At 69.5% G+C, this 13,729-nt stretch carries 4 protein-coding genes; 3 read left to right on the top strand and 1 reads right to left on the bottom strand.

All coding sequences use genetic code 11. The annotated features are described in order from the left end of the window. A partial coding sequence (locus tag QK444_RS19835; protein ID WP_282782442.1) for a helix-turn-helix domain-containing protein occupies nucleotides 1–236 on the bottom strand: 236 nt, incomplete at its 3' end. Between the two features lie 100 nt (nucleotides 237–336). On the opposite strand from QK444_RS19835, the gene QK444_RS19830 reads away from it, so the two are divergent. From QK444_RS19830 to QK444_RS19820, 3 genes are all read left to right on the top strand, one after another. Further along, nucleotides 337–762 (top strand): PPOX class F420-dependent oxidoreductase, encoded by a 426-nt coding sequence (locus QK444_RS19830; RefSeq protein WP_282782440.1) that lies wholly within the window; start codon nucleotides 337–339, stop codon nucleotides 760–762. A gap of 79 nt (nucleotides 763–841) precedes the next feature. Continuing rightward, on the top strand, nucleotides 842–1,606 hold the full coding sequence (gene cobM, locus QK444_RS19825; RefSeq protein WP_282782438.1) for a precorrin-4 C(11)-methyltransferase: 765 nt from the start codon (nucleotides 842–844) through the stop codon (nucleotides 1,604–1,606). Nucleotides 1,607–1,898: 292 nt separating this feature from the next. Further along, a partial coding sequence (locus QK444_RS19820; RefSeq protein ID WP_282782436.1) for a non-ribosomal peptide synthetase occupies nucleotides 1,899–13,729 on the top strand: 11,831 nt, incomplete at its 3' end.

Raw genomic sequence — 13,729 nt, 5'->3', positions numbered from 1 at the left:
AGCTTCGCCGGTCGCCCCGCGCCCGGCCCCGACCGCCCGGACAGTCGCCGACTCTCCGTCTCCAGCAGTCCGGCGTCCACCATCTTGTCGAGATGGTGCGCGGCCAGGGGGCGCTGGATTCCGACCGCCGCCGCGGCCTCATTGCGACTCACCGGTTCGCCGCGACCGGTCACGTACTCGTAGAGCCGCCGCCGAACCGGATCCTGCAGTACGCCGATGGCGCCGATGTCCTCCACGAGGCCATTCTAAGAACAATCGGGATCTTCTATAGAACGCGGAGGCGTGTCCCGCGTCCGCTTGGCGGGGATCGTCCGCCGTCCTCCGTAGCGTGGGGTCATGGCATCCCTCTCCGATCCCGAAGTGCGCGACTTCCTCTCGGCTGGCACCCGCACCGGCAAGCTGGCCTTCACCGCCGCCGACGGCCGTCCCGTGGTGACGCCGATCTGGTTCATCGTCGAGGGCGACGAACTTGTCTTCAATACCGGCAAGACCTCCGCCAAGGGCAAGGCCCTCGCCCGCGACAACCGCCTCGCGCTCTGCGTGGACCTGGAGGAACCGCCCTATGGCTTCGTGCAGGTCCAAGGCGAGGCCACCACCTCCGAGGACCTCGGTGAACTCGTCCGCACCGCCACCGCCATCGGCGGCCGCTACATGGGCTCGGACCGTGCCGAGGAATTCGGCACACGCAACGGCGTCCCCGGCGAACTGGTGGTCCGCCTCCGCCCCACCAAGGTCATCGCCGCCTTCGGCATGGCGGACTGATCCGACGGGGAGCCGGTGCGGTGCACTCTCGCCCGATGCCGCCGCCGGTTCCCCCTCGCGACTCCATACACTCGCGGGGGTGACGGTGCACTTTGTCGGGGCGGGGCCGGGGGCGGCGGATTTGCTGACGGTTCGGGCCGTGCGGGTACTGGCGGCGGCGCCGGTGGTGCTGTACGCGGGGACCTATCTGGATCCCGAGGTGTTGGGGCACTGTGCACCGGGGGCCGAGTTGGTGGATACGCAGGGGCTGAATCTGGATCAGATCGTGGCGCACTGTGCGCGGGCCACGCGGGAGGGCAAGGATGTGGCCCGGTTGTGTTCGGGGGATCCGTCGCTGTATTCGGCGCTGGCCGAGCAGACGCGGCGGCTCGACGCGCTCGGGATTCCCTGGGATGTGACGCCGGGGGTGCCCGCGTACGCCGCGGCGGCGGCGCTACTGGGGGCGGAGCTCACGGTGCCGGAGCTGGTGCAGTCGGTGGTGTTGACCAGGACGCGGGCGCGGTCGACGGCCATGCCGGAGTCGGAGGCGCTGGGGAACTTCGCGCGGACGCGGGCCACGCTGGTGCTGCATCTGGCGATCACCCGGGTCCGGCCCTTGGCGCGGGAGCTGGTGCCCGAGTACGGCGCGGACTGTCCGGTGGTCGTGGTCTACCGGGCCAGTCAGCCCGAGCAGGTGATCGTGCGGGGCACGCTCGCCGATATCGCCGACCGGGTGGAGGAGCGGGGGCTGCGGCAGGCGGCCGTGATCATGGTGGGGCGGGCGCTGGCCGAATCGGTGTCCTGTGCGCAGTCTCACCTCTACGATCCGGGCCGCGACCGCGGCCATATTTCATCCCATGAATGATGAAATGCCCTGATAGCGAAGGGCTATGACCCTTTTTGGTCCTGTGGCCACTCCGGGCGGTAGATTGGTTCGGTGGTCAGCAGCAAAGTTCTGAAAACGGCCGTTTTCCGGCCCGCGAGTGTGGTCGTGCCCATGTAACGAGATCGCACGGCGGGATGGATAGCCCTTGTGAACATTTTTGTCTGATTGATATCGAAATGAACCCCGAACAGGACGCCGCGGGCACAGCCGTGCGTCCTGCACGGGTGTCGGCGGGGAGCGCTGCTGTGGTGTTCCGGAAGCGAGGTTTGGGTTGGACCGGCTGGATTTCGGCGGCAACGGCGAAGCTAGCGGGGAAGTGACGCCCGGTTCGGGGGAGCTTTTTCCGCTGTCTCCGGCGCAGCTCGGCATCTGGTACGCCCAGCACCTGGACCCCCAGGTGCCGATCAATATCGCCCAGTACGTCGAATTGCGCGGTGAGCTGGACATTCCGCTGCTCGAGCAGGCCATGGTCGACGGATCGTTGGAGGTCGGCTCCGGCTTCCTGCGCATCGTCGAGCGCGACGGCGAGCCCATGCAGATGGTCGACCCCACGCTCGATCGCACCATCTACCAGATCGACCTGCGCGACGAGGCCGATCCGGAGGCCGCCGCCCAGGCGTGGATGCGCGCCGACTACAGCCGCCCGCTGAACATCGTCGAGGACCGGCTCATCCGCACGGCCATGCTGCGGGTGGGTGACGATCATTACTTCTGGTACGCCCGAATCCATCACATCGCGCTCGATGGTCTGGGCGCCGTGACCTATATGACACGGGTCGCCGAGATCTACACCGCCTACGTGCGCGGCGAGCAGCCGACGCCGTCCAAGGCCACCGACCTGCGCACCCTGGTCGAGCAGGAGTTCGCCTACCGCGACTCCAAGCGCTTCACCAGCGACAAGGAGTACTGGGCCGAGCGGGTGGCCGGTCTGGAGGAGGGCTCCAGCCTCGCCGGTCGTTCCGCGCCGCCCGCCCCGCTCAACGGGGTGTCCAGCGCCGCCCTGTCCGACGACCAGAGCAGTCTGCTCGACGCCGCCGCTGCCCGCTACGACACCACGCCCGCGGGCCTGCTCATCGCCGGGTTCGCCACCTACCTCGCGCAGTGGACCGGCACCGAGGACGTCATCCTCAGCCTGCCGGTGACCGCCCGCACCACCGCGGCCATGCGCCGCTCCGGCGGCGCGACCTCCAATATCGTGCCGCTGCGCCTGCACGTCGGCCACGACACCACCGTGACCGACCTACTCGGCCAGGTGACCGTGGCGGTCGCGGGCGCGCTGCGCCACCAGCGCTACCGCCACGAGGACATTCGCCGCGACGCGGCGGGCGACGGCGTGGTGACCCGCGAGTTCTTCGGCCCGTGGGTCAACATCATGCTGTTCCACAACGAGGTCGTGCTCGGTGACGTGGTGGGCGAGTACAGCGTGCTGTCCACCGGTTCCATCGAGGACCTGGGCGTCAACTTCTACCAGTCGGTCAAGGGCACCCGGAACCACATCGACTTCGAGACCAATCCGAACCTCTACACCGAAGACGAAGCGCGCGGCCATCATGCGCGCTTCCTGGAGTTCTTCGACCGTTTCCTGGCGGCCGACACCGAGCAGGCAGTGTGGAGCCTGCCGGTCACCACCGCCGCCGAACGCACCAAGACGCTGGTGGAGTGGAACGAGGCGGGCCACGAGGTCCCCGACACCACGCTGCCCGCGCTGCTGGACGCGCAGATCCCCTTGACGCCGGACCATATCGCCCTCGATTTCGAGGGCGAGACCCTGACGTACGCCGAATTCGGCGCGCGGGTCAATCGCCTGGCGCGCTTCCTCATCGCCGACGGTGTGGGCCCGGAATCGCTGGTCGCCCTGGGGATGCGGCGGTCGCTGGAGCTGGTCATCGGCATGCACGCGGTGCTGCGGGCCGGTGGCGCGTACGTGCCGATCGACCCGGACCATCCGGCCGACCGCACCGCCTACATCCTCGAGTCCGCGGCACCGGTCTGCGTATTGACCACCGCCCGTGACGATCTCGACCTTCCGGAGTCCGTGCGTCGGGTCGAGCTCGACACCCTTGACACCTCGGCCTACTCCGACTCGCCGGTCACCGACGCGGATCGCGTCGCCCCGCTGCGCAGCTCGAATACCGCCTACGTCATCTACACCTCGGGCTCCACCGGCCGCCCGAAGGGTGTGGCGGTGACCCACCACGCCATCGTCAACCAAGAGCTGTGGATGCTGCACGAGTATCCGATGACGGCCGACGACGTGTACCTCCAGAAGACGGCCACCACCTTCGACGTGTCGCTGTGGGGCTACTTCATGCCCCTGCTGGTCGGCGCGAAACTCGTGGTCGCGACGCCGGACGGGCACCGGGATCCGCTGTACGTGGCGGAGATGATCGAGCGGCACCGGGTCACCGTCACCGACTTCGTGCCGTCCATGCTGACGGTGTTCGTGGCGCACGCCTCCGCGGCGCAGTGCGCCACGCTGAAGTACGTCTTCGTCATCGGTGAGGCGTTGCCGCCGGAGACCGGCGCGAGCTTCCGCCGGATCACGAACGCGGGCCTGCACAACCTGTACGGCCCCACCGAGGCCGCCGTCTCGGTCACCTACTGGGAGAACACCGCCGCCGACACCGTCACGGTGCCGATCGGTGTGCCCGAGTGGAATGTCGAAGTCTACGTGCTGGATTCGCGGCTGCGACCGGCCGCCATCGGTGCCGCGGGTGAGCTGTATCTCGCGGGCCGCCAGCTGGCGCGCGGCTACAAGGGCCGCCCGGACCTGACCTCGGACCGGTTCGTGGCGAACCCGTTCTCCAGCGACGGCGAGCGGATGTACCGCACCGGTGACCTGGTGCGCTGGAACACCGTCGCGAGCGGCGAATCGGGTACCGCCGCGAGCGGCGAATCGGATGCTGTCGGTGTGCTGGAGTACATCGGCCGCACCGACTTCCAGGTGAAGTTCCGCGGTCAGCGCATCGAGCTCGGCGAGATCGAGACCGACCTGCTCGCCCACCCGTCGGTGTCGCAGGCCGTGGTGCTGGTCATGGACACCGCCACCGGTCAGCAGCTGGTCGCCTACGTGGTGCCGGGCCCGGGCCAGTCCGTGGAACCGGCGGAGCTGACCCGCTTCGTGGCCGAGAAGCTGCCCAGCTACATGGTTCCGGCGTCGATCATGGTGCTGGACGCCTTCCCGCTCAACACCTCCGGCAAGCTGGACCGCAAGGCACTGCCGGAACCGGTGTTCAGTGTCGACGCCGCCGGATTCCGAGCGCCGCGCACCGCGGCCGAGGAGATCGTGGCGGGCATCTTCGCCGATGTGCTCGGGCACGGGCGCGTCGGCGTGGACGACAACTTCTTCGATCTGGGCGGCAACTCGCTCGTCGCCACGCAGGTCGTGTCGCGCATCTCCGCCGCCTTCGGGGCACGCCTGGGCGTACGCGCGCTGTTCGAGACCCCCACCGTCGCCGGAATCGCCGCGCGGGTGGAAACGACCGCGCCGGACGAGGTTTCGCGACCGCCGCTGGTCGCGCAGCCGCGCCCGGAACGGGTGCCGCTGTCGTTGGCCCAGCAGCGCATGTGGTTCCTCAACCAGTTCGATCCCACCGTGCCCACCTACAACCTGCCGTTCGTGGTGCGGTTGCAGGGCGAGGTCGACATCGACGCGCTCCAGGTGGCGCTGACCGACGTGGTGGCGCGGCAGGAGTCGTTGCGCACCCTGTTCCCCGAATCCGGGGACGGCGGTTACCAGCTGGTGCTGCCCATGTCGGAGGTGGATCTCGGCATCGAGGTCCACGATATCGACGAGGCCGAACTGCCCCGGGCGCTGGCGGATTTCGCCTCCGTCGGCTTCGATGTCTCGCGCGAGCTGCCCATTCGGGTGCGGGTGTTCCGCGTCGACTCCGCCGCCGAGGGCACCGATCTGGCCGTCGCCTTCGTGGTGCACCACATCGCCGCGGACGGCTTCTCCTTCGGGCCGCTCTCGCGCGATATGACCGCCGCCTACCTGGCGCGCACGGCCGGGGAGCAGCCCGCGTGGACGCCGCTGCCGGTGCAGTACCAGGACTTCAGCATCTGGCAGCGCGAGCTGCTGGGTTCGGAATCCGATCCGGAGTCCATGGCCGCCAAGCAGATCGCCTACTGGCGTGACGCGCTGGCGGGCCTGCCCGATCAGCTGGATCTGCCCGCCGATCGGCCCCGCCCGGTGGTGCAGTCCTTCCGGGGCAGCCGGGTCACCTTCGACATCGATCCCGAACTGCACGCCGCGCTGACGAATCTGGCTCGCACCCAGGGTGTCTCGCTGTTCATGGTGATGCACAGCGCCCTGGCCGTGTTGCTGGCGCGACTGTCGGGCACCACCGATATCGCCATCGGCACCCCGGTGGCCGGTCGCGGTGAGCAAGCGCTCGACGACCTCATCGGCATGTTCGTCAACACGCTGGTGCTGCGCTCGGAGGTCGACGGCGCGCAGAGCTTCACCGACTTCCTGTCCCGCACCCGGGAAACCGATCTCGCGGCCTTCGCCAATACCGATGTGCCGTTCGAGCGCCTGGTGGAGGTGCTCAACCCGACCCGTTCGCAGGCGCGGCATCCGCTGTTCCAGGTCATGCTGTCGTTCCAGGAGATGTCGCATGGCACCATGGAGCTGCCGAGCCTGACCGTCTCCGCGGACGAGCTCGAGGTCGATATCGCCAAGTTCGACCTGCAGTGGACCATGACCGAGCAGCGCGGGCTGCGCGGTGAGCCCGCCGGCCTGTCGGTGGTGCTCTCCTACGCCACCGATCTGTTCGACGCCGCGACCGTGACCGCCTTCGGCCGCCGCTACCTGCGCGTCCTCGAAACCGCCGTCGCCGCACCGGATACCGTGGTGCGCGATATCGACGTGCTCGAGGCCGATGAGCGTGCCACGGTGCTGCGCGCCTGGAACGACACCGCGCACGCACTGCCGACGGCGGCCTCGTTGGGCCTGGCGGAGGCGGCTCGAGGCGATTCCGGCCAGCCGTCAGGCTCCCCGTTGAGGGCGGTGGCGGGAGACGGGCGGGCCATGGAAGGTCCCGTGGCCGCCGCATCGGACAGAGCGGTCACCGTGGTGGATCTGTTCGAGCGCCAGGTGCGGCAGCGGCCGCACGCCACCGCGCTCATCTTCGATCCGGGTGAGCGCAGCGGCGGCCTGTTCGGTCCTGCCGCCGAGCTGAGCTACGCGGAGTTCTCCGCACGGGTGAACCGCCTGGCGCGCAAGCTCATCGCCGTCGGCGTCGGTCCGGAATCGCTGGTGGCGGTGGGGATTCGCCGCTCGGTCGACATGCTCGTCGCCATCTACGCCACGCACGCGGCGGGCGGCGGCTATGTGCCGATCGATCCGGACCACCCGGCCGAGCGCACCGAGTACGTACTGGCCAGCTCGCGGCCGGTGGTGCTGTTGACCACCACTGACGACGACGTGGACGGCCGGGACTGCCAGGTGCTGCGCCTGGACGCCCTCGACCTCGGCGAGTTCGACGACGCTCCGATCACCGACGCGGAACGGCATGCGCCGCTGCGCAGTTCGAATACCGCCTACGTGCTCTACACCTCGGGTTCGACCGGCCGCCCCAAGGGCGTGGCCGTCTCGCACGCCTCGGTGCTGAACCAGATCGCCTGGATCACCGCCGAATACGGCATGGACGACACCGATGTGATCCTGCAGAAGACGCCGGTCACCTTCGACGTGTCGGTGTGGGAGCTGTTCGGCTCCATGGCCGTCGGCGCGCAGCTGGTCATCGCCGCGCCGGACGGGCATCGCGACCCCATGTACCTGTCCGAGGTCATCGGTCGCCACCGCGTCACCATGACCTCGTTCGTGCCGTCCATGCTGAGCGTGTTCGCCGGTAGCGCCTCGGCGGCCGAATGCCTGTCGCTGCGTGCGGTGCTGGTCGCCGGTGAGGCGCTGCCGCCCGCCACCGTCACCGCCTTCCGGCGCTTCTCCACCGCGTCCGTGCACAACCTGTACGGCCCCACCGAGTTCACCGTCCACGCCACCTACGCGCCCATCACCGCGCCGACCCCGACCTCGGTGCCGATCGGGCGTCCGGTGTGGAACGCCCAGGCGTACGTGCTCGACGAGGGCCTACGGCCGGTGCCGGTCGGGGTGCCCGGTGAGCTCTACCTGGGTGGCGCGCAGGTGGCGCGCGGCTACTTCGGCCGACCCGAGCTGAGCGCGGAACGCTTCGTGGCCAACCCCTTCGGGGAGCCGGGTTCGCGCCTGTACCGCACCGGCGACCTGGTGCGCTGGAATCAGAACGAGCCGGGGGTCATCGACTACATCGGCCGCACCGACTTCCAGGTGAAGTTCCGCGGCCAGCGCATCGAACTCGGCGAGATCGAGACCGCGCTGCTCGACCATCCGTCGGTCAACCAGGCCGTGGTGCTGGTCATCGACACCGTCGCCGGTGATCAACTGGTCGCCTACGTGGTGGCCGGGGGACCGATCGACCTCGACGGCGTCAAGGCGGCGCTGCACCGCACCCTGCCCGCGTACATGGTGCCGGGCGCGTTCGTGGTGCTGGATGCCTTCCCGCTCAACGCCTCCGGCAAGCTGGACCGCCGGGCGCTGCCCGCACCGGTGTTCGAGGTGCGCGAATTCCGCGCCCCGACAACACCGATCGAGGAGATCGTCGCGCAGATCTTCGGCGAGGTCCTCGGCATCGCCCGCGTCGGCGTGGACGACGACTTCTTCGAACTCGGCGGCAACTCGCTCATCGCCACCCAGGTCGCCTCGCGCCTGGGTATCGCACTCGACACCCGGGTGCCGGTGCGCATGCTGTTCGAGGCCAGCACCGTCGCCGCCCTCGCGGCGCGGGTGGAATCGCACGCCGGTGACGGTGCGCGCAAGGCCCTGGTGGCACGGGAGCGGCCCGCCGACATCCCGCTGTCGCTGGCCCAGCAGCGCATGTGGTTCCTCAACCGCTTCGACACCGCATCGGCGGTCAACAACATCCCGGTCGCCATCCGGCTCTCCGGTGAACTCGACGTGGCCGCCCTGCAGGTCGCCGTCATCGACGTCATCGACCGGCACGAATCGCTGCGCACGGTCTTCCCGGAGACCGGCAACGGTCCGGTGCAGCGGGTGCTGGACGCGGCGCAGATCGTGCCCGACCTGACCCCGGTGCCGGTCACCGAGGGCAATCTGGTCGAGCACCTCATCGAGCTGGCGTCCATGGCTTTCGACGTCACCAGCGAAGTGCCGCTGCACGCACGGCTTTTCGAGATCAGCGAATCCGAGTACGTGCTCGGCATGGTGGTGCACCACATCTCCGCCGACGGCTGGTCCATGGGACCGCTGGCCCGCGATGTCATGGTCGCCTACGCGGCCCGCACCTCGTGGGAGGCACCGGCCTGGGCGGAACTGCCCGTGCAGTACGCCGACTACGCGCTGTGGCAGCGCGAGGTGCTTGGTTCCGAGGACGATCCGGAATCGCTGATCTCCAAGCAGATTCAGTACTGGACCCGGGCGCTCGCCGACCTGCCGGACGAACTGGTGCTGCCCGCCGATCGGCAGCGGCCCGCCGTGGCCAGCTACCGCGGCGGCACCTACCCGTTCGTCATCTCGGCCGAAACCCAGCAGCGGCTGGTGGATCTGGGCCGCCAGCACAACGCTTCGCTGTTCATGGTGCTGCACAGCGCCCTGGCGGTGCTGCTGGCGCGGTTGTCGGGCACCGACGATATCGCCATCGGCACCCCGGTCGCCGGTCGCGGTGAGGCCGCGCTCGACGACCTGATCGGCATGTTCGTCAACACCCTGGTGCTGCGCACCGAGGTGGACGGGCAGGCCAGCTTCGCCGATCTGCTCGCCACCGCCCGCGATACCGACCTGCACGCCTTCGCGCACGCCGACGTGCCGTTCGAGCGCCTGGTCGAGGTGCTCAACCCGGCCCGCTCGCAGGCACGGCATCCGCTGTTCCAGGTCATGCTGACCTTCCAGAACACCCGCCAGACCAGCCTGGAGCTGCCCGGCCTGCGGGTCAACGGCATCGACTACGACGCCGGGCTGGCGAAGTTCGACCTCCAGCTCACCCTGCAGGAGGCCCAGGACGCGCACGGGGAGCACGTCGGCATGTCGGCCGAGTTCTCCTACGCCCTGGACCTTTTCGACGAGCCGACGGTGGCCGCCTTCGCGCGGCGACTGCACACCATCCTGGACGCGGTCACGGCCGATCCCCAGCGGCCCGTCGGTGATATCGAACTGCTCGACGCCGAGGAGAAGCGGCGGGCGCTTACCGAGTGGAACGCCACCGGATTCGACCTGACCTCCGTGCTGCCGGCATTGCCGGAAGGCGTTGCGCCGACCCTGGTCTCGCTGTTCGAGGCCCAGGCGCTGACCAGCCCGGACGCACCCGCGCTGGAATTCGAGGGGACAAGTCTCGCCCTCCCGTCGCCCGACCACCGCCCCTCATCGAGTCACCATGTGACGCTGGCCTATGGCGAATTCTCCGCCCGGGTGCATCGCCTGGCCCGCAAGCTCATCGCGACCGGCGTCGGCCCCGAAGTTCCGGTGGCACTGGCCATCCGGCGCTCGATCGATCTGCTGGTCGCCATGTACGCGGTGCTGGAGGCCGGTGGCGCGTACGTGCCGCTGGATCCGGACCAGCCCGCCGAGCGCATCGACTACGTGCTCGACACCGCGCGCCCGGCCGCCATCCTGACCACCAGCCGCGACGACTTCGTGACCGGCCGCAATGTGCCGGTGCTCGAGGTGGATACGCTGCGCCTGGACGGCTTCGCCGACACCACGATCACCGATGCCGAACGGATGGGGCCGATCCGGCCGGAGCACACCGCCTACATCATCTTCACCTCGGGTTCGACCGGCCGCCCCAAGGGCGTGGCCGTCGAGCATGCCGCCATCGTGAACCGCCTGCTGTGGATGCAGCACGAGTACCCGATCGGCGCGGACGACGCGGTACTCCAGAAGACCCCGGCCACCTTCGACGTGTCGGTGTGGGAGTTCTTCTGGCCCTTGCAGACCGGTGCGCGCCTGGTCATCGCCAAGCCGGACGGCCACCGGGACCCGGTGTATCTGGCGCAGCTCATCGCCGAACGACGTGTCACCACCGCGCACTTCGTGCCGTCGATGCTTTCCGTCTTCGTGGCGGCGCTCGACGCCGCCGACGGTGACTCTCCGTTGGTTCGCGGCGCGCAGCGGAGGGCAATCACACTCCGCCAGGTGTTCGCCTCCGGTGAGGCGCTGCCCGCGCCGACCGCGCACAAGCTGCGTGAGCTGACCGGTGCGCGGCTGCACAACCTGTACGGCCCCACCGAGGCCGCGGTCGACGTGACCTACCACGAGGTCACCGATGCCGACGAGATCGCGGTTCCCATCGGTCGTCCGGTGTGGAACACCGAGGTCTACGTGCTCGACGCGCGCTTGCACCCGGTCGCGCCGGGTGTCGCGGGTGAGCTCTATCTCGCGGGCGATCAGCTGGCCCGCGGCTACCTCGGCCGTCCCGACCTGTCCGCGGATCGCTTCGTGGCCAACCCGTTCGGTGACGGCGCTCGTATGTACCGCACCGGTGACCTGGTCACCTGGACCGCCGACGGTGAGCTGGAGTACTTGGGCCGCACCGACTTCCAGGTGAAGCTGCGTGGTCTGCGTATCGAACTCGGCGAGATCGAGGCCGCGCTGCTGGCGCAGCCGGGTGTCGCCCAGTCGGTGGTGGTGGTGCGCGCCGACGCCCACGCCGGTGATCAACTGGTGGGCTACGTGGTGCGCGAGCCCGAGGCCGTCGTCGATGTGGACGCGGTGAAGGCCGCACTGGCGCAGTCGCTTCCGGCCTACATGGTGCCCGCGGCGCTGGTGGTGCTGGACGAGTTCCCGCTCAACGCCTCCGGCAAGCTGGATCGCAAGGCACTGCCCGCCCCGGTGTTCGAGGCCAAGCGCTTCCGCGCGCCCGCCACGCCGATCGAGGAGATCGTGGCGCAGATCTTCGCCGATCTGCTCGGCTTGCCGCGGGTCGGCGTGGACGACGACTTCTTCGAACTGGGCGGGAATTCGCTGGTCGCCACCCAGGTCGTCGCGCGGCTGAGCGCCGCGCTGAACGCCGAGGTCGGCGTGCGCGTGCTCTTCGAGGCCCCGACCGTGGCGGCACTGGCCGCGCGAGTGGAGTCGCATGCGGGAACCGGTGTGCGCCAGGCCCTCACGGCCCGCGCCCGCCCCGAACACCCGCCGCTGTCGCTGGCACAGCAGCGCATGTGGTTCCTCAACCGCTTCGACACCGAGTCGGCCGCCAACAATATTCCGGCCGCTGTCCGGCTGACGGGCGCGGTCGATCTGGACGCGCTGCGCAGCGCGGTCGCCGATGTGGTGGCGCGGCACGAGTCGCTGCGGACGGTGTACCCGTCGGCCGACGGCATCGCCTACCAGCAGGTGCTGCCCGCCGCCCGCGCCATCCCGGTGGTGGACGTGGTGGAGGTCGCCGAAACCGAACTGTTCGGCGCCATCGGCGCATTCGTGACCCAGGGTTTCGACGTCACCGACGAACCGCCGCTGCGACTGCGCGTCTACCGCCTGACCGCAGTATCCGATGCGGCGGCCGCGGGCCCCTCCGTGGTTACGCAGGCTGCCTCCTCCGGGCCTGACGCGACCGCCGACGACCACGTGCTGGTGCTCGTCGCCCATCACATCGCCGCCGACGGCTTCTCGATGAATCCGCTGGTGCGCGATCTCATCACGGCGTACGTCGCGCGTAGCGAGGGCGAGGCCCCGGGCTGGGCCGAACTGCCGGTCCAGTACGCCGATTACGCGCTGTGGCAGCGCGAAACCCTCGGCTCCGAGGACGACCCGCGCTCACTCATCACCGAGCAGCTCGACTACTGGCGCGACACCCTGGCCGGACTGCCGGACGAACTGCGGTTGTCCAGCGCGGCGCGGCCCGCCGTCGCCTCCTATCGGGCCGGGACGTACCGCTTCCAGCTCCCGGGTGAGCTGGTGACCGCGCTCAACCGGGTCGCCCAGACCCACGGCACCACCCTGTTCATGGTGGTGCACAGTGCCTTCGCCGCCCTGCTGTCGCGCCTGAGCGGCAGTGACGATGTGGCCGTCGGCATTCCGGTGGCCGGTCGTGGTGAACAGGCCCTCGACGACCTGGTCGGCATGTTCGTCAACACCCTGGTGCTGCGCTCGCGGGTCGATACCGGCGAGAGCTTCGCCGAGTTGCTGACGCGGGTCCGCGAGCGCGACCTGCAAGCCTTCGCGCACGCCGATGTGCCGTTCGAGCGCCTGGTCGAGGTGCTCAACCCGGCCCGCTCGCAGGCGCGGCATCCGCTGTTCCAGGTCATGCTGTCGTTCCAGAACCTCGGCCGCGCGGCCCTGGAACTGCCGGGTCTCACCGTGGCACAGCTGGATATCGACCAGCAGACCGCCAAGTTCGACCTCCAGCTCACGCTGAGCGAGGTCGCCGCCGATGCCGACGTGGCGGCCATGGACGCCGAACTCGTCTACGCCACCGATCTTTTCGACGGCGCGTACGCCGACACCTTCGCCGAGCGTTTCGTGCGGGTGCTGTCGGCCGTGGCCGCCGATCCGACCGTGCGCGTGGGTGATCTGGAACTGCTCAGCGCCGCCGAGCGCACCCGGGTGCTCGACTCCTGGAATGCCACCGGCTTCGACCTGGCCGCCGCCCTGCCGGAGGACGCCGCAGGCGCCGCCGCCACCCTGGTCTCCCTGTTCGAGGCCCAGGTCGAGCGCACCCCCGACACACCCGCGGTCTCGTACGAGGGGACAACTCTCTCCTACGCCGAGTTCGCCGCACGGGCACGCAAGCTGGCCCGCTTCCTCATCGCCGAGGGCGTCGGCCCGCAATCCCACGTGGCCCTGGGCATGCGCCGCTCCCTGGACCTGGTGGTCGGCATGTACGCCGTCACCCTGGCCGGTGGCGCGTACGTCCCGCTGGACCCGGACCACCCCGCTGAGCGCACCGAGTACATCCTCGACACCGCCGATCCGGTGTGCGTGCTCACCACCTCCGACACCGACCTGCACACCACCTCCGACACCGACACCGACCCCGCCGCCCCTGACGGCAACGCCCCGTCGGTTCGCGGCGCGTCCCGGTTCTGGACTGACGGAGCGGGGGAGCG

It is taken from the genome of Nocardia sp. CC201C (assembly GCF_030010695.1).
Classification (GTDB): Bacteria; Actinomycetota; Actinomycetes; order Mycobacteriales; family Mycobacteriaceae; genus Nocardia; species Nocardia otitidiscaviarum.
The sequence above is the reverse complement of the archived record's forward strand: the minus strand, read 5'-3'. Positions and strand labels throughout refer to the sequence as shown.

Bases quoted from the DNA above. Each gene is read 5' to 3' on its own strand.
- QK444_RS19830 (WP_282782440.1), top strand. From the start codon at position 337: ATGGCATCCCTCTCCGATCCCGAAGTGCGCGACTTCCTCTCGGCTGGC.